The organism is Bradyrhizobium sp. SZCCT0231, assembly GCF_018130245.1.
In the GTDB taxonomy this organism is placed as follows: domain Bacteria; phylum Pseudomonadota; class Alphaproteobacteria; order Rhizobiales; family Xanthobacteraceae; genus Bradyrhizobium; species Bradyrhizobium japonicum_F.
In genome coordinates, this window is record NZ_JAFCKP010000013.1 from 104582 (window position 1) to 124941 (window position 20360).

Genomic DNA, 20360 nt, shown 5'->3' on the forward strand with positions numbered 1-20360 from the left:
CCGGTGGATTCGAACATGCGCGCGCGTTCGTCGCGCCGCTCTTGTTGCTAGGCATGAATCGGCACTGACGCGTCGTACTGGACGCTGTTCGCAAAATAATCGCTAGCGTCTCCCGAACTTGCGGAAAATTTTGCGGGTTTGACGTGGCCCAGTCGTCTTTAGAGCGAGGGACGTGATTACGGTGTCCGGCCGTGGCCTCGTTCTGCTGGTTCGGGAGTCGGGCGGGGCATCTGTGAAGAGTGGAATTGATTGCGAGCACCGCCGGCGTGCGTCGGCGGGCACGGCGCTGTTTTGTCTGACGGCGGGCATGTTGGCCGGCGGCCTCGTTGCCGCGCTTCCGGCCCATGCGGCCAAGGTCTCCGTAGCCGGCGCGCCGAAGGCGAACAGCCCGTCCGCTTCCGCCGGAACGGAAGCTGCTGCCTCCGCGCCAAAGCCGGCGGCCGTCGTGCAGCGTTTCGATATCGACGATTTCGCAATCCAGGGCGCCGAGACGCTTCCGCAGGTCGACATCGAAGAAGCGGTCTATCCATATCTCGGACCGAACAAGAGCGCCGACGACGTCGAAAAGGCGCGGGCGGCCCTCGAGAAGGCGTATCACGACAGGGGTTTTCAGACCGTCAGCGTTTCCGTTCCGCAGCAGAATGCGCAGTTGAGGATGATCACCCTCAAGGTGACGGAGTTGAAGGTTGGCCGTCTGCGGGTCAAGAACGCGCGCTATTTCCGGCTGGACAAGATCACCGAAGGGGCGGGATCTCTCAAGGAAGGGACGGTCCCGAACTTCAACGAAGTCACCAAGGATATCGTTGCGCTCAACCAGTGGTCCGATCGGCGCATAACTCCTGCGCTGCGTGCCGGCGTGACGCCGGGCACCGTCGACGTCGATCTTAACGTCGAGGACAAGGTCCCGATACATGCCAATGTCGAGGTGAATAACCGGAAGTCCCCCAACACGACCGCGCTGCGCGTCAGCAGCACGGTGCGCTACGACAATCTCTGGCAGTTCGGCCACTCCGTGAATTTCAGCTATCAGGTCGCGCCGGAGCGTCCCGGCGATGCGGAGGTGTTTTCCGGCTCTTATTCAGCGCGGGTGCAGAACGTCGATTGGCTGAGCGTCCAGTTCTACGGCGTGAAATCGAGCAGCGACGTCGCGACTGTCGGCGGCACGAACGTGATCGGACCTGGAGAGATCATCGGCAGCCGCGCGGTGATGACGTTGCCGACGCGGGAGAACCTGTTCCATACGCTTTCGGCCGACGTCGTCTACAAGCATTTCGATCAGACCGTGAAGCTCGGCGGTGCCGGCTTCTCGTCTCCAGTCACCTATTACCCGTTTGTCGCAAGCTATGGCGCGACATTCCAGAACGAGACGTTCACGACCCAGTTCAATGCCGCCGTCACCTACAATCTGCGGCCGCTGGGAGATGGCGTCGTCCCGTTCGACAACAAGCGCTACGGGGCCTCCCCGAGTTTCACCCATTACAACGTCGATGTGTCGCATACCCAGGAATTGCCGGAAGGCTTCCAGCTTTACGGCAGGGTGCAGGGACAGCTCGCCGACGGGCCGCTGGTCTCGAGCGAGCAGTTCAGCGTCGGCGGCCTCGACACAGTGCGCGGCTATCTCGAGTCCGAGACGCTCGGCGACAACGGCGTCGTCGGCAATCTCGAGCTGCGCAGCCCCAATGTGGGAGAGATGCTGCAAGCGCAGATGAAGGACGAGACCGGGCAGGGAAAGGCGCGCTTCACGATCTTCAACGAATGGCGGGCGTTTGCGTTCGCGGACGCCGGCATGGCGACCATGCTGAATGCGCTTCCCGAACAGCAATCGCAATTCAATCTGTGGAGCTACGGCGTCGGCAGCCGCTTCAAGATGTTCGACTACCTGAACGGTACGCTGGTTTATTCGGTGCCGATGGTCAGTCAGGCCTATACGAGCGCGAGGAGCCCGCGCATCAATTTCCGAATCTGGGGTGAATTCTGATGACTGCAGGATGGGATCATATGGCTGGCGCGTGCCGATCGGCGCTTCGGCGAGCGGCCGGGCGGGCTCTGACAGGACTGGTGCCGGCCTTGGTCGCGGCGTCGATGTTGTGTCCGTCGCCGGCCAAGGCGTGGTGGAACGACGAGTGGCAGCTTCGCAAGAAGATCACGATCGACGCCAGCGCATCGGGCGCCGGCATCACCGATCCGATCGGGACTGCGCCTGTGCTGGTCCGGCTGCATGTCGGAAACTTCCGGTTCGCCTCGGCCAAGGATGACGGCAGCGATCTGCGGTTCGTGGCCGGCGACGACAAGACGCCGCTGAAACACCACATCGAGAAATACGATTCGCTGCTCGGTGAGGCGCTGCTCTGGGTAGCCGTGCCCAACCTTCAGCCCGGCGCCAAGACCGACATCTGGCTCTATTCCGGCAACAAGAAAGCGGTCGCGACCGGCGATCCGAAGGGGACTTACGATCCGGATACGCTGCTGGTCTATCATTTCAACGAGCGGGGCACGCCGGCGCTGGACGCGTCGGTCTGGGCCAACAACGCACAAAGCGTCGGCCAGCCTGCGGACGGCTCGCTGATCGGCACCGGCTTGCGCCTTGACGGCCGTGGTGCGCTCACCCTGCCGGCTGCACCGTCGCTCGCGTTGAGCGACAACGCAGCGTTCACCTGGTCGGCCTGGATCAAGCCGGGAGCGATGCAGCCGAACGCGGCGTTGTACAGTCGTCGCGACGGCGCCAACGGTCTTGTCATCGGGCTGGACAATGGCGTGCCGTTCGTCGAGGTGACGTACGCGGGATCTGCGCAACGCAGTGGTGCCGCCGCGCCGCTGGCACCGAATGGCTGGCATCATGTCGCCGTCGTCGCGAATGGCGGCCAGGTCGTGCTCTATCTCGACGGAGTGCCCTATGCGTCGCTCGCCGCGACGCTGCCGGCGCTCAGCACGAACGCCGTGGTAGGAGGTGATGCGGCACCTGCATCGCCCATGGCCGCTCCCGCGGCGGCGCAGCCATCGTCCGCCGCGGACGATGGGGCGGCTTCGGACGCGTCAGCCCTGGCGTCGGAGGCCGCACCTGCTGCCGCCGCGGCGATGGCCGGTTTCATCGGTGACATCGACGAGCTCCAGATCGCAAAGATTGCGCGATCGCCGGGCTTCATCAAATTCGCCGCCATCGGGCAGGGGCCGAACCAGGCTAAGCTCGTGACCTTCAGCGTCGACGAGGAGACCGCGAGCTGGCTGTCGGGTTACTTCGCGGTGATCCTGAAATCGGTGACGCTCGACGGCTGGATCGTGATCGGCATCCTGTTGATCCTGGCGGTCGTCAGCTGGGTCGTGATGTACGACAGGGCTTCGTACCTGAACAGGCAAGCCAAGGCCAATGCTCGCTTCATGAAGAGCTTCCGCGAGCTCGCGGCCGATCTTACCATGCTTGACCGCGGCGATGTCGACGAGGTCTGGACACTGGGCGGCCGGATCGATGAATCCGATGCCAGGATGATGCAGGCGTCGTCGCTCTATCGCATCTATCATATCGGGGCGTCGGAAATCCGCCATCGCTTCGCCGGAAAGGGCGAGCGGGTCCCGGTGCTCTCGGCCGCGTCGATTGCTGCCATCCGCGCCGCGCTGGACGGCGGCTCCGTCAAGGAGACGCAGCGGCTCAACCGCCTGATGGTGGTGCTGACGATCGCGATCTCGGGCGGACCGTTCCTCGGCCTGCTCGGCACCGTGGTGGGCGTCATGATCACCTTCGCCGCCATCGCGGCCAGTGGAGACGTCAACGTCAACGCGATTGCCCCGGGCATCGCCGCCGCGCTGGTTGCGACGGTTGCCGGCCTCGGCGTCGCGATCCCGGCGCTGTTTGGCTACAACTACCTGATCTCCCGCATCAAGGACCTGACCACCGACATTCAGGTCTTCGTCGACGAGTTCGTGACGAAGATGGCGGAGTTCTATACCGCCGACCAGATCGAACGCAGCATCGCCGCGGAGTGACGACGATGCAGGTCCAGAACGACTCCAAGCCGTATGACGACATCAACATCACTCCGATGCTGGATCTCGCCTACGTGCTGCTGGTGATCTTCATCATCATGACGACCGCGACGGTGCAGGGCCAGAAGGTCAATCTGCCGAAAGCATCTGCTGCGCCGAGCCTTGCCACCCAGACCACCAAGGCGATCACGGTCGCCAATGACGGCAAGATCTTCCTCGATACGATCCCGGTGACGCTGCCGGAGCTCGAGCAGCGCCTGGTGCAGCAGAAGGCGCTGACGCCGGAATTCCCGGTGGTGCTGCGCGGCGACGCCCAAGCCCAGTACCAGAGCGTGATGGACGTGCTCGACCTGCTCGGCCGTGTCGGCCTGACGCAGGTCGGGCTCGCGACCAAGCCGCTTGTGAAGTGACGGAACGAATGGGCACCTCCATGGATATGCGCGCCGATCCGCGAAGGGGCGCCAGGGCCCTGTGGTCATGGCTTCGTGGGATATTGTCCTGTCCGGACCGGACCGCCATCGACGTGCCGTCTATCGTCGTGAACGAGGGAGGTTCGCTCGCGCCTCCAGCATCGACGACTGGAGCGAGAACTGCCGGGCAAGCCGGCGTCGAACGAAGCGCGCCGGATACCGGCTTGGTGCTTCACTTCCCGATCCGTGGCGAAGCCTTGCTGGTCAAGCTTGCGGACCTCTTGCGCAAGCAAGTCGCGAGCGGCGCCCCTGAACGCGATCCTTTGCTGCTGACAATGTCGCGCTGCCCCGGTTCGCGCCTGTCGATCGATCGCATTGCCTATGTCGACTTCCTTGCCGATCGCTCCACCTATCACGTCGTCATCGAGGCGGCTGCCGATGCCAGGATCACCCTGGATACGACCGACTTCGACACGGTCGTGAATTTCGTCGTGCAGTACGTCACCGGCAGGAATTCTGGGCCGGTAGCGCTCGAGGCGGTGTCATGAATGCGCCGAAAGAGCAGAGCGGCCCGCGGCCGCCACTCCTGCCAAGAGCGAAACCATTGCTGCGTTACGGCGCTGCGCTGGCCATCGTCGGCTTCCTTGGCGTCGCGATACTCCTTCTCGTCGATCATGACGATGTGCCGCCACCGCGCCAGGTGCGGGAATTGACGGTCGTCAACATCACGCCGCCGCCGCCGCCTCCGCCACCACCTCCACCGCCGCCCGAGCAGAAGATGATCGAGCAGCCGAAGATGGCGGAGCCGGAATTCAAGGAAGACAAGCCGGTCGAGCAGCCGAAGGACGAGCCGCTCAAGGACGCCAAGAACGAAGAGCCGCCGGGACCACTCGCTCTCGATGCCAAGGCCGTCGGACCCGGCGACCTGTTCAATCTCGGTAGCAAGGTCGGCGGCAGCCCCTATGGCGGCGGAGGTGGCGGCGGCAGTCGATGGGGTTGGTATACCTCCATCGTGCAGTCGCAGATCGAGGCCGCACTGCGGGCCAACGGCAAGACGCGCAATGCGACGATGCAGGTGCAAGTCCGGCTCTGGGCCGACGCCACCGGCCGCGTCAGTCGCATTCAGCTCGTCTCGTCAACCGGCGACGCCGAGCTCGACGCCATTATCCGTGACGATGTCCTCGGCAGTCTCGTGTTGCGAGAGCCGCCACCCAGGGACATGCCGATGCCGATGGTGACGCGCGTCACGGCGCGCCGGCCAAGCTGACGCGCCGCAATCAATTCGTTTGAGTCGAGTGACTAGCAGAGGACTGGGGACTTATGTTCAAGAAGAAACGCGACGTACGCCGTTTGACGTCGTCGACCGCCATATCGCTGTGCGCGCTTGCCGTCGCCGTTCCAGCTTTTGGCCAGGCCGCATCGGATCAGAGCCCGACGCCGGCGAAGAAGTCCGAGTCGAAGCGCCCGGCCGTGTCGGACGCAAAGCCCCTGTCGCCGAGCACGACGATCAATCTCGTCAACTTGCTGGTGAAGCAAGGCGTGATCAAGGAGGAGCAGGCTCATGCGCTGATCAAGCAGGCCGACGACGAGGCCTATGTGTCGCGCCAGGCCGCGAAGGACGCCGCCGCAAAGGCCGACGAAGCGGCAAGGGCCGCGAATGCAGCGACCGCGGCAGCCACGCCGCCCGGCACCCGGCACGTCACGTACGTCCCCGAGGTCGTCAAACGGCAGTTGCGCGAGGAGATCAAGAAGGAGGTGATGGCCAAGGCGCAAAAGGAAAACTGGGCTTCGCCCGGCGCATATCCGGAGTGGGCGCAGCGGATCCGCTTCTCGGGCGATGTGCGCTCGCGCTATCAAGGCAGCTTCTTTCCGGAAGGCAACGATCAGATTCACGCGTATAATTTCAACGCGATCAACACCGGTTCCCCGTACGATCTCAACAGCAACAGCTTCGCGCCGACCTACAACGCGACCCAGGATCGCCATCAGGCCCGGCTTCGCGCCCGCCTGGGCATGGAAGCGGATATCTTCAACGGGTTCACCGCGGGCATACGCATCGCAACGGGAGAGAACAGTTCGCCCGTCTCCACCAATCAGTCGCTCGGCGCGAACGGCGGCAACTTCTCCAAATACGCGCTGTGGCTCGATCGGGGCTTTCTGAAGCATCAATCCTGGGACGGCAATCTGGTGGTTTCCGTCGGTCGCTTCGACAATCCCTTCTGGTCGCCGACCGATCTCGTCTGGCACAGGGATCTCGGCTTCGACGGATTGGCAGTGCAAGGAAAGTATGAGATCGCCAAGGGCGTCACACCGTTCGCGGTAGCCGGTGCGTTCCCGATCTACAATACCGACTTCAACATCGGTACCAATTTCGACGCAAACACCGGTGGGGTCACGAAGTTCGCGAGCCACGACAAATGGCTGTTCGGCGGTCAGGCGGGCGTGGCGGCGCGCCTCAGCTCCGAAACGTCGATGCGGGTCGCCGCCGCCTATTACGATTTCTCCAATGTCCAGGGACGCTTCTCCAGCCCCTGTCTGGTGCAGTCGGCATCGGATATGTGCGACACCGATCTGACCCGGCCGTCCTTCGCGCAGAAGGGCAACAGCTATACGACGCTGCGCAACATCGTCTCCGATCCCGCGGTGACGGTCCCGCCGCTCTATCAATATTTCGGTCTGGTTGGACAATATCGGCCCGTCGTCGGCAGCGTACAGTTCGACCTCGGGCATTTCCACCCGGTGCATATCGTGCTCGACGGCGAGTATGTCTGGAACAGCGCGTTCGATCGCAATCTGATGAATCGATATGCCATCAACAACCGCGGGCCCGACGTCGCGACCGGTGTGCCCGGTGCCTTCAACGGCGGCAATCAGGGATGGCTCGGCCGCGTCACCGTCGGCAACAGGGAGATCAAGCATCTCTGGGACTGGAACGTGCATGCGGGCTACAAATATCTGCAGTCCGACGCCACCATCGACGCTTTTGTCGATTCCGACTTCGGCCTCGGCGGCACCAATCTCAAGGGCTATTTCGTCGGCGGCAATGTCGGGCTCAGCGACAACGTGTGGGCCAGCGTGCGCTGGCTGAGCGCGAACAACATCGCGGGCGTGCCTTACGCCGTCGACGTCCTGCAAGTCGATCTGAACGCGAGGTTCTGATCATGCATCCCCGGATTCCCGGTCTGGTGGCGGCCATAGCCGCGACTGCGATGTTCTGTGGCGAGGTTCGTGCCGAAAGCGAAACCGACCGTTTGCGCGAGGCGCTGCGCAGCGCCATCGCACAGGCGCGGCAGATGGAAGACCAGCGCACGGCGCTGCAGGCGAAGATCGCGGATGCTGACCGCGAGAGGGCGGCCCTGAAGGCCCAGATCGATGCGGCCAAGGCGGAAGCGAAGCAGCTCCGGAAGGAGCATCGCGAGGCGGTCGACGAATTCAATCAGCGTCTGGAGGAACGCAATCAGACGCTGGAGAAGTGGAAGCTCGCCTATGAGGAGGCTGCCACCGTTGCCCGGACCAAGGACGCCGAGCGTGCCAAGTTCGAGACCGAGGCGGCAACGTTCAAGGCCAGCACCAAGAGCTGTCAGGCCAAGAACGTGCAACTCGTCAATGTCGGCCGCGACATTCTCAATCGATATCGCAGCCTGACCTTGGGCGATGCCGCAGTCGCGAGCGAGCCGCTGACCGGGCTGGGTCGCGTCGGCGCGCAGAATTTCGTGCAGGAAAGTATCGACAAGCTACTTGATCAGAAGGCAACACCATGAAGCGTCTCAGCGCAATCGGATCACCGCGATCGAACCTCGTTGTCGGAGCCGCCGTGGCGATCCTGGGCCTGTCGGCGGGGACGGCATTTGCCCAGACCGCACCGGCGCCTCAACGCCCGGCCCAACCCGCGGTCAAGCCGAAGCCGGCGGCGCCCGCCGCGGCAGCGCCGACGCCGGCGACCCCGGCGCCGGCAACACAGGGGCTTGCGTCGACCAAGACGGCCGGCGGCGATGATGTCATCGCGCGGGTTGGCGAGGCCAACATCTCGGCCGAGGAGCTCCGCGCTTATGTCGGCGCGCTGGGGGCGCGCGAACAGGCGGCGCTCGCGAAAGATCCGGCGCTGCTCAGCCAGGCGGTTCGTATGCTGCTCGCCAACCGGCTGGTCTTGCAGGAAGTCATCGCCAAGAGATGGGATCAGCGGCCAAATGTGGCGGCACAGCTCGACCGCGTGCGCGAGAACGCCTTGGTCGAGATCTACCTGCAATCGGTCTCGACCCCTCCGGAGAGCTTCCCGAGCGAGGACGAGCTTCAAAAGGTCTACGATGCCAACCGCAGCGCCTTGCTGGTGCCTCGGCAGTTCCATCTCGCGCAGATCTTTGTCGCGGCGAAGGACGGGGACAAGGCGGCTGAGGACAAGGCGAGGAAAGCGATCGAGTCGATTCAGGCGAAGCTGAGAGCGCCAGGTGCCGATTTCGGCGCGATTGCACAGGCCGAGAGCAATTCGAAGAGCAGCGGCGATCTCGGCTGGGTGGCGGAAAACCAGATCCGGCCGGAGATCAAGGCCCAGGTGCAGGGACTGGCCAAGAATGCCGTCTCCGAACCCGTCCGCCTCGACGATGGCTGGCACATCATCAAGCTGATCGACACCAAGGCATCCTACACCCGGACTTTGCCCGAAGTGCGCGAACAACTCGTGCAGCAGATGCGCAGCGAGCGCGCCGCGGTGCTGCGGCGAGCCTATCTTGCAGAATTGCTCAAGCAGAATCCGCCCATTCTCAACGAGCTTGCACTTTCGAACCTACTCGACAATTCCCGGAAATGAGCCACAGCGGAGCTAGCAATGTCCAATACGGTTATCGTCAAGATCACCCTCGATGATCTGCGTGCAGCATTGCAGCAGGTCGGCTACCGCGTGGAGGAGCTCACCGATCCCGTCGCCAATCTGACGTATCTCCGCTCGGCAACGGGCGGTCTGACCTTCGACATTCGCCCGGGGAACCGGCTCGCGGACGCGGAGAGTTTCGTTGATGCGGCGTTTACTGCCGTGCTTCAAGTCCAAGGCGAGCTTCCGCTCGACCTGATCAATCGCTGGAACGCGACGCGCCGGTTTGCGCGCCTTCAACTCAGCCAGCAGTTCCTCGTGCTTTCCCTTGATGTCTCGGTTGCCGGCGGCGTGACCGCAGACCATTTACGCGCGCAAATCGACATCTGGGACCGCCTGGTGCAGGAGCTGATCGTGTACCTGCGCGATGAGCTTCGCGAGCTATCGGCCCGGAAGGGAGCAACCGTACCGGTCGAGCGGTCGGCGGGATACGAGCACGCCGGTGCCGACGGCCCGGCAGCCGCTGTTCAGTAGCGCGCTGCGATGTCCCCGAGGCGTTCGGAACGAGTTCGCGGGCCAGTCCAGCGAGACATGCTGACGATGGCTGGTCGTGAATCCCGCGCAACGTGGTGGAGCAGAATCGCCGGCTCCCTGGCTACGGCCGGCAGTTTGCTTGCCGCCGGAGCTGGTGTCGACGCATCGCCCGTTGCCGCCGAGAGGAGCGACTACCGTCCAGCCGATGCGGCTCCGCCGGCATGGCAGGCCTTCGCAAGGCAACTGAAGGAGAGGATCGAGCAACGACTGGCGGCCGATGACGAAAGGGCCCGACATTTTCAGGACTACCTGGACAGCCGCGGCTCAGGCAGCGATGCGCCGCCTGTGACATTCCTGCTCCGGGCCTGGATATCGTCGGACGGTCAGCTGCATCGCGTCGAGTTGGACGGCCTCAGTGATCCCAAGGCGTCCGTCGACCTTCGGGCCTTGTTGACTGGACAGAATTTCGGCGTGCCACCGCCCGAGATGCTGCAGCCGCTGCGCTTGCGGTTCTCGCTGCGGACGACGGATCGACGGCAGCAGGGGAAATAGAAGATGTCGGCGTGCAACGGGAGCGTTCGTTCGGCGCGGTCGACGATATCGCTCGGCTCGACCGCTCCGGTCGCGGGATTGCTTCTGCTTGCCTTGCTGGTGCCGGCCAGCGCTCGCGCCGAGGCGAGTTCGGCGTCGAAGACGACCGATGCTCGTCATGCTGCGGCTGAAGCGAAAAGCGAGGTGCCGCCGCGTGCACCCGATGCGGGATCGCGTTATCGTGCTCTGATTGAAAAGGAAGCCGCGCACGCCGGTCTCGCGCCCGAAATCGCCGAGGCGGTGATGGCTGTGGAGAGCGGATATAATCCCGAGGCCATCGGCGGGGTTGGCGAGATCGGCTTGATGCAAATCCTGCCCTCGACGGCGCGTATGCTGGGCTTCTCCGGCACACTGGCAGATCTGGCCGTGCCCGAGACCAACATCCACTACGGCGTCATCTATCTCGCGAAGGCCTGGCGCCTCGCCGGCGGCGACCTCTGTACCGCCGCGATGAAATACCGCGCCGGTCACGGCGAAACGCGCTTCTCGTTCCTTTCGGTGAACTACTGCCTTGCAGTGCGTGCCAAGCTCGCCGCCCGCGGTTTTCGCGTGACCGGTAGCGTTCCCGTGCCGACGTTTGGCGAACCGGCTCCATCGGGTCGCGGCTGTGGCCGGAAATGCCTCGGCATATCGCGAACAGGCACAGTGAATATCGCTGCGCTCAACACCCAGCTGAGTGCACTGGTCGCCCAGGCGCGGGCAGGGCGATAGCGCCGTGCGTACGAGGCGGGTTGTCCGGGGTGGGCGTACTTGTGGGAAGAGAGGAGATCACGATGCGGCTGATGGCGTCTTCGTTCGTTCTGACGGCCTGTCTCGTCTCACAAGCCGTGGCCGAAGAGCAGGTCAACGTTCTTCCGCAGATCGTGGTCGGAAGCAGCGCACCCAGGAGCGCTGCTGATGGCCGAATGCCGCCTTCATCGAACGGCAGTCGCGCCCCGACTTCGCTTGACAGATGCGTGGAGGTGGAAATCGGATCCAGCCGATCGATGGACTGCCTCAACCAGAAACTCAGAAGGGAGGTCGATCGGGTCAATCCGAGCATCAACCTGCCGCCCATCGATGCCAGATCTCCGGATAACAAAGTTGGGGTCGTCAACATCCCCGGCGTTCAGCAGCAGTATGGCGGAAACTTTGGTATTTCCGTCGCTCCTTACCGTCCCGCGCCTCCAGTGTTCTCCGCGCCGATCGGGCGTCGATGAGCGGGCGCAACGGCGTTGTGATGTCTGGACAGATCACCGCGTGGCCCGGCTCGATACCGGCTTGAATGGCAGTTTCTATCCGAGATGAGAGGTGCTTCGTGGCGCCCGTCGTGCCCTTGCGCCGGCTCTACTGCGGCTCGATTCCAGCCGCCTTGATGATCTTTCCCCATTTGCCGATCTCGGCTTTCAGGAAGGCTTCGAGGGCTTCCGGGGTCGCGCGCTCAGGCTCCACCGGAGCCATGCTGAGCTCGGCAAAACGGCTGATCAGCACCGGGTCCTTCAACGCCGTCTGCAGCGCGCTCACGAGCTGCTCGATGACGGGTTTGGGCGTCCCGCGCGGCGCGTAGAGACCGTACCACGTCGTCACATCGAAGGCGGGAACGCCGGCTTCGGCCGAGGTCGGCACCTCAGGCAGCGTCGCCACGCGCTTCTTGCTGGTGATCGCGTAGCCTTTGATCGTGCTCGACTGGATATAGGGCGTCGGTCCGGTCGCGGGATCGCAATAGACGTCGATGTGGCCGGCGATGACGTCGTTCAGTGCCGGCCCGCCGCCCTTGTAATAGATGGGAGTGAGCTTGGTATCTGTCGCGCTCATGAACATCAAGCCGCAGAGCTGCGAGGCTGAGCCGAGACCGACATTGCCGAAGGTAATCTTGTCGCCGGCGTTGCGGATCTGCGTGATGAGCTCTTTGAGATCCTTGGCTGGAAAGTTCGGCCGCGCCACGAGGATCATCGGGACGTCGGTGACGAGCCCGATCATGGCGAAGTCCCCGACCGGATCGAACGGCAGCTTGGCATAAAGGGCAGGGGCGGTGGCCTGGCCGACATGCATCAGGAGCAGCGTGTAGCCGTCGGGGGCCGCCTTGGCGACACGGTTGGTGCCGAGCGTGCCGCCGGCGCCGACGACATTTTCAATCACGATCGACTGTTTCAGCGTCGCGCTCATGGCGCTGCCGAGGATGCGTGCGATCACGTCGCCGGGACCACCGGCGGAGAAGGGTACGATCATCGTGACCGGGCGGGCGGGGTACTCGTCCGCGATGGCCGCGCCGCAGGGATAGAGCAGGACAAGCAGGATCAGCGATCGTACGAGATACCTCATCGAACACTCCCTGGCGGCAATGTTTTAGTCGTCGGAAGGCGCCGCCTCCTTGGCTGCCGACGATTTTTCGATCATGTCGAGCGCGGCCACCGCAGCCGCATTGATGTGGTCGACGCAGCAGCGCTCGGCGAGATCAGGATCGCCGTTCTGGATCGCGCGCCAGATCGCGGTGACCTCGCGCAGACTCTTGTTGATCCGCTTCGGCTGCGACATCGAGGTGATCCGCAACAGCTGGATCCGGTCATGCAGCGGCTTGAGCATGCGCTCGATGAACGCATTGCGACAGCCACCGATCAGAGCGGCGTAAAAGTCGGTCTTGGCTTCCAGGCATCCGACGAGGTCCTGCTTGGCTGCGGCTGCCTTCAGCCGCGTCAGGGCTTCCCCGATCCGGCGAGCCACTTCGGGGTCGTGAAGCCTGGCGCATTCACGGCCGGCGAAGCCCTCGAGCACCGCGCGCGCCGCGTAGAGCTGCCGGGCCTCCTCGAGGCTGATCGTGGAGACCACGGGGCCGCGGTGAGGGACTGTCTTGACCAGTCCGTCGGCCTCGAGGGCACGCAGCGCTTCGCGGATCGAGGGGCGGCTGACGCCCATCATCTCGCAGAGCTCGCGCTCGACCAGACGCTGGCCCGGCTTCAGCGTGCCGGACATGATCGCCTCGCGCAGCTTTTGCGCCACCATCGCTCGGACGGTCGGTACGTCATCGATGCGGAGTGTCGACTGCAATTCGCGGCGTCTTTCCATGTCCGGGCCTTGGTTGGAATGATTCAATACCGGTTTACAGGCAGAATCATCATTTCGGCAATTTGAACGTGGGCGGGTTGGTCAAGGGCAAAGACGATCGAACGGGCGATATCGGCCGGCTCGAGCGCCATCCTGAACTGGTCGAAATAGTCCTTTTCCTTCTGCTTGTCGCCGCGGTAGCGGGTTAGGATGATGTTGGTCCTGGTCAGGCCGGGCTGGAGCTCGGTGACCCGGATCGCGGTGTCCGCCAGCTCGCCCCGGAGGGTCTCGGTGAACATGTGCACGCCCGCCTTGCTGGTACTGTAGGCGGCCATATCCGGGATTATACGGACGGCGTTGATGGAGCTGATGTTGACGATATGACCGGCGTTGCGCCGGACCATGTCGGGGAGGAGTGCGCGGGTGACGCGCATCAGGCCGATCAGATTGGTCTGGATGATGTTGGACCAGTCGTCCGCGGAGCCGGCGTCGAAACGCGTCCGCCCGCCGATGTCGTGGCCGGCATTGTTGATGAGGACGTCGACTGGATTGAAATGCGCTGGGATAGCCTCCGGCAGGCGATCGACGGCCTCTGCATCGCTGACGTCGAGCTGGATCGGAAACACCGCGCCGCCTGCCGTCGCCGCCAGCTCCTGAAGTGCCTTGGCGTCGCGATCGACCAGCACGACGCGGCGGCCGCTTTCCAGCAGCGCCTTGGTGATGGCGCGCCCCATGCCGCCGGCGGCGCCCGTCAGGACGACGGTCTGGCCCGATCCTTCAGTCATCGCAACACTCCCATTTCATGCTCTCATGCGATGGACCAGCCGCCGTCGATCGGCAGGCTGGCGCCGGTGATGTCATTTGCCGCGGGACCGCAGAGAAAGACGACCATGGCCGCGATGGCATCCATTTCGACGAAGCGCTGCGTCGGCTGGCGCGCGCCGAGATACTCGCGGGTCACGTCGTCGACTGGACGGCCGCTATTGGCCGCCATCGCGGCGATCTTGTTGAGAATGGCGGGCGTCGGCAGCGTGCCGGGGCAGAGCGTGTTGCAGGTGATGCCGCTGCGCGCCGTCTCGATGGCGACGGCGCGGGTCATGCCTGGGATCGCCGTCTTGGTGGTGACGTAGTCGATGCGGTCCTCGACCGCTCGGCTCGAATAGATCGAGCCCATGTTGATGATCCGGCCCCAGCCGCGTTGCTTCATCGCCGGCAGGGCAAGGCGGATCAGGTGGAACGGCGCCGAAAGGTTGACGGCCAGCGCCTGCTCCCATTTCTCGGGCGGGAATTGTTCGATCGCAGAGAAATGCCTGACGACGGCGTTGTTGACGAGGATATCGATGGCGCCGCAGCGGCCGAGCAGGTCCGCCATCATCGCCTCGATGGCCTCGCGCTGGGACAGATCGACGCCGGCCGCGATCGTCTCGACGCCGAAGCGGGCGCGGAGATCACCCGCGGCTTGTCTCGGTGCAACGAGATCGTGGAGGACGATGTTGGCGCCCGCGCCGGCCAGGCCTTCTGCCACGGTGAGACCAAGGCCTGCCGCCGCACCGGTCACGACCGCCCACTTGCCCTTCATTGCCGCAACGCTCCGTTATGCCTTGTCGAGCTCGGCGAAGACTTCCTTCGCGTTCCGGAACGCATCGACACCCGCCGGAACACCGCAATAGATCGCGACCTGCATGAAGACCTCGCGGATCTCCTCGCGGGTTGCGCCGTTGGCGAGCGCGCCGCGGACATGAGTCTTCAGCTCGTGAGGCCGATTGAGCGCGCAGAGCATTGCCAGGTTGAGGAAGCTGCGCGTTTTGCGCGTCAGGCCGTCACGGCTCCAGACGTAGCCCCAGCAATACTCGGTGGTGAGGTCCTGCATCGGGCGATTGAACTCGTCCGCAGATGCGATCGCCTTGTCGACGAACGCGTTGCCGAGCACGGCTTTGCGGATTTCGAGACCGCGGTCATAGGTCGCCTTGTCCATATTGTTCTCCGTTTCTTGTTCGGGCGTCGTCAGGTCTTCGGCCAGAACGGCTTTGCCAGCGCGAGCTCGGGCGGGAACACCGTCAGCGGCACGCCGGATTGCCACTGCACGATGGTCATGCCGGCGCCGACGCGGCGGCCTTTCTCGTCGAACTTGATCTCGCCCAGCGGGTAATATTTCGAGGGGCCTGCATCCATGGTGCGCAGCACTTCGCCGACGGCGACGCGGTCGGCCTTGCCGGCCTTCTCCAGCGCGTCCTTGATGACCCACATGTCGCCATAGGTGGAGATCGCGTTCTGCGTCATCCACGGCTCCTTGTAGCGGGTCTTCAACTCGGCGATCAGGGCTTCGTGGCCCTTGGCGCCCCAGCTGGCGACGCACGTGAGCACGCCTTGAAGCAGTTCGGGGCTCACGGTCTGCAGCATGTCCGGCTCGGCGATGGCGATGCCGAACGAGATCGTCGGCACCTTGCCCTGGCCGAGGCCGAACTCGTTCATCTTCTCGAGCAGCAGCTTGGCGTCCGAGATCACAGTCGGCAGGAAGAAGAGCAGATCGGGTTTCGCCGAGCGGATCTTCTGCACCAGCGACGTCGCATCCGCGAGCGGCGGCGTGAACGTCTCGTCGACGATCAGCTGCAACTTGTTCTCTGCCAGCAACCCCTCGCGCATCGACTTTGCGGAAGCGATGGACGCCGCGGTGTTGTCGGTGAGGATCGCGACCGTCTTCGGCCGTCTGCCGGATGCCGTCTCCGCCAGCTTGATGATCTGCGGCAACGCCTGACGGGCCTGTGACCCTGCCGTGGCCGAGGTCTGGAACACGTATTTGAAGCCGCGATCGGTGATCAGGTCGGAGTAGGAGAGGGTGAGGACGGGCAGGTTGGCGCGCTCGGTGACCTCGGTCACTGCGAGCGTGAAGGAGGAGAGATAGGCGCCGCTTGCCGCGACCAGGTCGCTCTCCTGCGCTACCATGCGCTGGGCGGCGTTCTTGGCTTTTTCCGTGGTGTCGCCGGAATCGAGCACGACGAGCTTCAGCTTGGCGCCGCCGAGCGCCTTGATGCCGCCTTGCCCGTTGATGTGCTCGACCGCCATCTCGGCGCCCTGACGCATCACCGTGCCCGGGCGGGCGTAGATGCCGGAGATCGGCACCAGCAGGCCGACCTTGACCTCCGAGGGTTGCTGGGCCCAGGCACGGGATGCGATCAGCGTGCCGGAGGCGCCGGCGAGCAGCGTTCGTCGGGTGATCGTGATCTTGCTCATGACAATTCTCCTCCCTGAAAAATCGCGCGAGGCTCTATGATGATTTCTTCGGCCAGAACGGCTGCGCCTGCGCGAGCTCGGGCGGATAAACGGTGACTGGCACGCCCGATTGCCACTGCACGATGACGACGCCGGCGCCGATCCTGCGACCCTTCTCGTCGAATTTGAGCTGACCGCCCGGATAGTATTTCGACGGTCCGGCATCCATGGTGCGGAAGGCCTGTGCGACCGCATTGCGGTCGGCTTTGCCGGCCTTCTCCAGCGCTTCCTTCATCAGCCACATGTCGCCATAGGTCGAGATGACGTTCTGCGTCATCCAGGGCTCCTTGTATTTGGTCTTGAGCTCGGCGATCAGAGCCTCGTGGCCCTTCGAGCCCCAATTGGCGACGATGGTCATGATGCCCTGCACGGTTTCCGGGTTCACGCTCTGGAGCATGTCCGGCTCGGCGATGGTGATGCTGAAGGACACGGTCGGGATCTTGCCCTGGCCGAGACCGAACTCGCTGATCTTCTCCAGCCCGAGCTTGGCGTCCGACACCGCATTCGGCATGAACAGCAGCAGATCGGGCTTGGCCGAGCGGACCTTCTGGATCAGCGGCGTGGCGTCCGACAGCGGCGGGGTCCAGACCTCCTCGACGGCGAGCTGGAGGCCTTCCTGCGTGAACAGCTTTTCCTTCAGCGCCTTGGCCGTGGCGACGGAGGTTGCGGTGTTGTCCATCAGCATCGCCACGGTCTTCGGCTTCTTGCCGGAGGCATTCTCGGCGAGCTTCATCAGCGTCGGCAGGCCGAGCTCGGACTGACGGCTCGCAGTTGCAGCAGTCTGGAAGATGTATTTGAAGCCGCGATCGGTCAGCAGGTCCGAATAGGACAGCGTCAGCACCGGCAGTTCGGCGCGCTCGGTCACCTCGGTGACGGCGAGTGTGAAGGAGGAGAGATAGGACCCGGTTGCGGCGACCAGATCAGGCTCCTGCGCCACCATGCGCTGTGCTGCGTTCTTGGCTTTCTCGGTGGTGTCGCCGCAATCGATCACCACGAGCTTCAGCTTGGCGCCGCCGAGCGCCTTGATGCCGCCTTGCGCATTGATGTGCTCGATGCCCATCTCGGCGCCCATCTTCATCACCTGGCCGGGGCGGGTGTAGATGCCCGACAGCGGCACGATCAACCCGACCTTGATCTCGCCAGGGGCTTGCGCGCGTGCCACGCCGGCGAGGCCGACGGCGGCGGCGCCCGACAGCACGGTCCGGCGCGTCAAGCCTGTCGATCTCCTGCCGTTCGATGTCTTGTTCATTTTGCTTCCTCCCTGATCATTGTTCTTGTGTCTGTCACATGCCGAGATAGGCCTTCCGCACGCGGTCGTCGGCGCGCAGCGTGGCGTTGTTGCCTTCGAGCACGACGTGTCCGGCCTCGAGGACATAACCGCGGTCGGCCGATTCCAGCGCTTCTGCGACGCGCTGCTCGACCAGCAGCATGGTCAGCCCGGACTGGCGGCGGATCTCGATCAGGCGTTCGAAGATGAAGTCCGCTGTCGACGGCGCCAGCCCCATCGAGGGCTCGTCCAGCATCAAGAGCTTCGGCGAGGAGGCGAGGCCGCGGCCGATCGCGAGCATCTGCTGCTGACCGCCGGACATCGTGCCGGCGAACTGATTGCGGCGCTCCTTCAGCACCGGCAGCCAATCGAAGATCCGCTCGATAGTGGCCTGCCAGTCCCGGCGCCCGCTTTCGGTCATCGCGCCCATTTCCAGATTCTCCATCACGGACAGTGACGGGAAGACCTGGCGGCCCTCGGGGACGTGGGCGATGCCGAGATGGGCGCGCTGTGGCGGCGGCACCGCGAGAAGATCGACGCCGTCGAACGTGATTGCGCCGCCGCTCGGCTTCACGATGCCGGAGATCGTCTTGAACAGCGTGGTCTTGCCGGCGCCGTTGGGACCGACGATCGCAACGAACTGACCCGCGCCGACATCGATCGAGACGTCGTTCAGGACGGGTTTGGCGGAATAGCCCGCGCTCAATCCCTCAATTCGCAGCATGGCCCACCCATTTCTTGCCGAGATAGGCCTCGATCACGCGGCTGTCGCGCGTCACGACCTCGGGCAGGCCCTCGGTGATGACGGCGCCATGGTCGAGCACGAGGAAGCTGTCGACCAGCCGGACCATCGCCTGCATCGTGTGCTCGATGATGGCGATGGTCATGCCGTCGCGTGCGAGCTGCTGGATGACGGCGACGACCTCGTCGGCCTCGCCGTGGCCGAGGCCGGCGAGCGTCTCGTCGAGCAGCAGGATGCGCGGCTGGCCCGCGATGGCGCGGGCAAGCTCCATCAGCCGCAGCTCCTTGGTCGAAAGCTCGCCGGCGACACGGTCGGCGACCGCAGAGAGCCCGACACGGGCGACTGCATCGGCGGCAAGCTTGCGCGCCTCCTCGTCGGATCGCGCGCGCACATAGGCGCCGACCACGACATTGTCGAGGATCGACATGCGCAGGAACGGCCGCATGACCTGGAAGGTGCGGCCGATGCCGGCCTCGCAGATCACGTGCGGCCGCTGGCCGGACATGTTGCGGCCGTCGATCAGCACCTCGCCCTGGCTCGGCTTCAGGAAGCCGTTGAGGAGATTGAACAGCGTGGTCTTGCCCGCGCCGTTGGGCCCGATGATGCCGAGGATTTCGTTCTCGTGCAGCTTGAAGCTGACATCCTGCACCGCCTTGAGGCCGCCGAAGGAGCGCGAGAGGTTCTTCACTTCGAGCACGACCTCGCCGGTGGCGGCGCGCTGGCGGGGGGCGGGCTTCAGTGTGGTGACGTTGGCGGCCGACGTATCGGGGATGTCGGCCGCGGCCGCCTTGGGTGCCATCCGTTTGCGCAGGAGATCGCGCAACTTCCAGAACAGGCCTTCCGGCGCGAGCAGGATGACGCAGACGATGGCGAATCCGAAGATCACGCCCTGAATGCCGGGGAAGCGCGCGCCGGCCTCGGCGTGCAGAATCTCGGCGAGCGGGATCAGGATCACCGAGCCGATGACCGGACCCCAGACCGTGCCGACGCCGCCGAACATCGCAACCGTCAGCGCTTGCGCCGACACCAGCATGCCGAACACCGATTGCGGTGTCACGACCAGCAGCACTTGTGCGTAGAAGCCGCCGATGGTAGCGGCGATTGCCCCGCTCAGCGTGATGGCGCGCAGCTTCCAGGCCAGGGTGTTGATCCCGGCTGCCTCGGCCGCAGCCTCGTTCTGCTTGATCGCGAGCAAGGCCATGCCGAAGCGGGATCGCTCGATCACTTGCGTCAGCACGATGGTGGCGAGCATGATCGCGAGCCCCAGCAGCGTATAGACGTGGGGATCGGCGAACTGCATATAGGCGATCGGCGCGTCGCGCTTGATCGGAAGCGTCACCTCCTGGAAGCCGAGCCACTCGAACACGTAGAGAATGGCGAGCGGGTAGGCGAGCATCGCGAGGGCGAAATAGTGGCCCTGCAGGCGGAAGGTCGGAAATCCGATCAGGAGCCCGGCGATGCCGCCAAGCATGGCTGCGACCGGGATCAGCAGCCATGGAGAGATGTTGAAATAGATCTGGCCGAGCGCGGTCGCATAGGCGCCGATGCCGAAGAATGCGGCGTGGCCGAACGAGATCAGGCCGGTGTAGCCGCTGAGCAGATTCCAGGACAGCCCGAACACCGCCCACACCGGCACCAGCGTCAGGATCAGCTGGTAATAGGAATTGGTGACGCCGAGCGAGAGCGCGGCATAGGCGAGGGTGAAGAGCAGGGGAGGCAGAAATGAACGCATCTGGAGCATGG

The 20360-nt window shown here is 64.2% G+C and carries 21 protein-coding genes; 12 read left to right on the top strand and 9 right to left on the bottom strand.

Annotated elements, in window-relative coordinates:
* Positions 1-307: 307 nt before the first annotated feature.
* From JQ566_RS25350 to JQ566_RS34705, 12 genes are all read left to right on the top strand, one after another.
* Positions 308-1978: a ShlB/FhaC/HecB family hemolysin secretion/activation protein gene (locus JQ566_RS25350; RefSeq protein WP_212377224.1), complete on the top strand. Its 1671-nt coding sequence runs from the start codon at positions 308-310 to the stop codon at positions 1976-1978.
* Positions 1978-3978 (top strand): DUF2341 domain-containing protein, encoded by a 2001-nt coding sequence (locus JQ566_RS25355; RefSeq protein WP_212377226.1) that lies wholly within the window; start codon positions 1978-1980, stop codon positions 3976-3978. Before JQ566_RS25350 ends, JQ566_RS25355 begins: the two co-directional genes overlap by 1 nt.
* 5 nt (positions 3979-3983) lie before the next feature.
* Positions 3984-4388 carry an ExbD/TolR family protein gene (locus JQ566_RS25360; RefSeq protein WP_018319914.1) on the top strand — a complete coding sequence of 135 codons (405 nt, stop codon included), beginning with the start codon at positions 3984-3986 and terminating at the stop codon, positions 4386-4388.
* Positions 4389-4408: 20 nt separating this feature from the next.
* A complete protein-coding gene (locus tag JQ566_RS25365) occupies positions 4409-4936 on the top strand; it encodes a hypothetical protein (protein ID WP_249139791.1) in 528 nt (175 codons plus the stop codon).
* Positions 4933-5655, top strand: a complete 723-nt coding sequence (locus tag JQ566_RS25370; RefSeq protein ID WP_212377230.1) for a TonB C-terminal domain-containing protein — start codon at positions 4933-4935, stop codon at positions 5653-5655. The genes JQ566_RS25365 and JQ566_RS25370 overlap by 4 nt, the downstream gene beginning before the upstream one ends.
* A gap of 53 nt (positions 5656-5708) precedes the next feature.
* On the top strand, positions 5709-7547 hold the full coding sequence (locus tag JQ566_RS25375) for a putative porin (protein WP_212377232.1): 1839 nt from the start codon (positions 5709-5711) through the stop codon (positions 7545-7547).
* A gap of 2 nt (positions 7548-7549) precedes the next feature.
* Positions 7550-8149: a hypothetical protein gene (locus JQ566_RS25380; RefSeq protein WP_249139792.1), complete on the top strand. Its 600-nt coding sequence runs from the start codon at positions 7550-7552 to the stop codon at positions 8147-8149.
* Positions 8146-9192, top strand: a complete 1047-nt coding sequence (locus tag JQ566_RS25385) for a peptidylprolyl isomerase (protein WP_212377235.1) — start codon at positions 8146-8148, stop codon at positions 9190-9192. The genes JQ566_RS25380 and JQ566_RS25385 overlap by 4 nt, the downstream gene beginning before the upstream one ends.
* A gap of 18 nt (positions 9193-9210) precedes the next feature.
* Entirely contained in the window at positions 9211-9726 is a 516-nt protein-coding gene (locus JQ566_RS25390; RefSeq protein WP_212377240.1) for a YbjN domain-containing protein, read from the top strand.
* Between the two features lie 57 nt (positions 9727-9783).
* Positions 9784-10278 (top strand): hypothetical protein, encoded by a 495-nt coding sequence (locus tag JQ566_RS25395; RefSeq protein WP_212377243.1) that lies wholly within the window; start codon positions 9784-9786, stop codon positions 10276-10278.
* A gap of 3 nt (positions 10279-10281) precedes the next feature.
* Positions 10282-11028 (top strand): transglycosylase SLT domain-containing protein, encoded by a 747-nt coding sequence (locus JQ566_RS25400; protein ID WP_249139793.1) that lies wholly within the window; start codon positions 10282-10284, stop codon positions 11026-11028.
* 62 nt (positions 11029-11090) lie between these two features.
* The gene (locus JQ566_RS34705) at positions 11091-11516 is read left to right on the top strand and encodes a hypothetical protein (protein WP_249139794.1); all 426 of its coding nucleotides are present in this window, start codon (positions 11091-11093) and stop codon (positions 11514-11516) included.
* Between the two features lie 127 nt (positions 11517-11643).
* Here JQ566_RS34705 and JQ566_RS25410 read toward each other — a convergent pair whose 3' ends face one another.
* From JQ566_RS25410 to JQ566_RS25450, 9 genes are read right to left on the bottom strand one after another with little or no spacing between them, the layout of a single operon-like run.
* Positions 11644-12618, bottom strand: coding sequence for a tripartite tricarboxylate transporter substrate-binding protein (locus JQ566_RS25410; protein ID WP_212377246.1), 975 nt, complete (start codon positions 12616-12618; stop codon positions 11644-11646).
* A 24-nt stretch (positions 12619-12642) separates the two neighbouring features.
* Positions 12643-13359: a GntR family transcriptional regulator gene (locus tag JQ566_RS25415; protein WP_212377249.1), complete on the bottom strand. Its 717-nt coding sequence runs from the start codon at positions 13357-13359 to the stop codon at positions 12643-12645.
* Positions 13360-13382: 23 nt separating this feature from the next.
* Positions 13383-14123, bottom strand: coding sequence for an SDR family oxidoreductase (locus tag JQ566_RS25420; RefSeq protein WP_212377252.1), 741 nt, complete (start codon positions 14121-14123; stop codon positions 13383-13385).
* A gap of 23 nt (positions 14124-14146) precedes the next feature.
* The gene (locus JQ566_RS25425; RefSeq protein WP_212377255.1) at positions 14147-14917 is read right to left on the bottom strand and encodes an SDR family oxidoreductase; all 771 of its coding nucleotides are present in this window, start codon (positions 14915-14917) and stop codon (positions 14147-14149) included.
* Positions 14918-14932: 15 nt separating this feature from the next.
* On the bottom strand, positions 14933-15313 hold the full coding sequence (locus JQ566_RS25430; protein ID WP_212377258.1) for a carboxymuconolactone decarboxylase family protein: 381 nt from the start codon (positions 15311-15313) through the stop codon (positions 14933-14935).
* A 29-nt stretch (positions 15314-15342) separates the two neighbouring features.
* Positions 15343-16569: an ABC transporter substrate-binding protein gene (locus JQ566_RS25435; RefSeq protein ID WP_212377262.1), complete on the bottom strand. Its 1227-nt coding sequence runs from the start codon at positions 16567-16569 to the stop codon at positions 15343-15345.
* 34 nt (positions 16570-16603) lie between these two features.
* On the bottom strand, positions 16604-17857 hold the full coding sequence (locus tag JQ566_RS25440) for an ABC transporter substrate-binding protein (RefSeq protein ID WP_212377265.1): 1254 nt from the start codon (positions 17855-17857) through the stop codon (positions 16604-16606).
* A 34-nt stretch (positions 17858-17891) separates the two neighbouring features.
* A complete protein-coding gene (locus JQ566_RS25445) occupies positions 17892-18599 on the bottom strand; it encodes an ABC transporter ATP-binding protein (protein ID WP_212377268.1) in 708 nt (235 codons plus the stop codon).
* The gene (locus tag JQ566_RS25450; RefSeq protein WP_212377581.1) at positions 18586-20358 is read right to left on the bottom strand and encodes a branched-chain amino acid ABC transporter ATP-binding protein/permease; all 1773 of its coding nucleotides are present in this window, start codon (positions 20356-20358) and stop codon (positions 18586-18588) included. Before JQ566_RS25450 ends, JQ566_RS25445 begins: the two co-directional genes overlap by 14 nt.
* Positions 20359-20360: the final 2 nt, after the last annotated feature.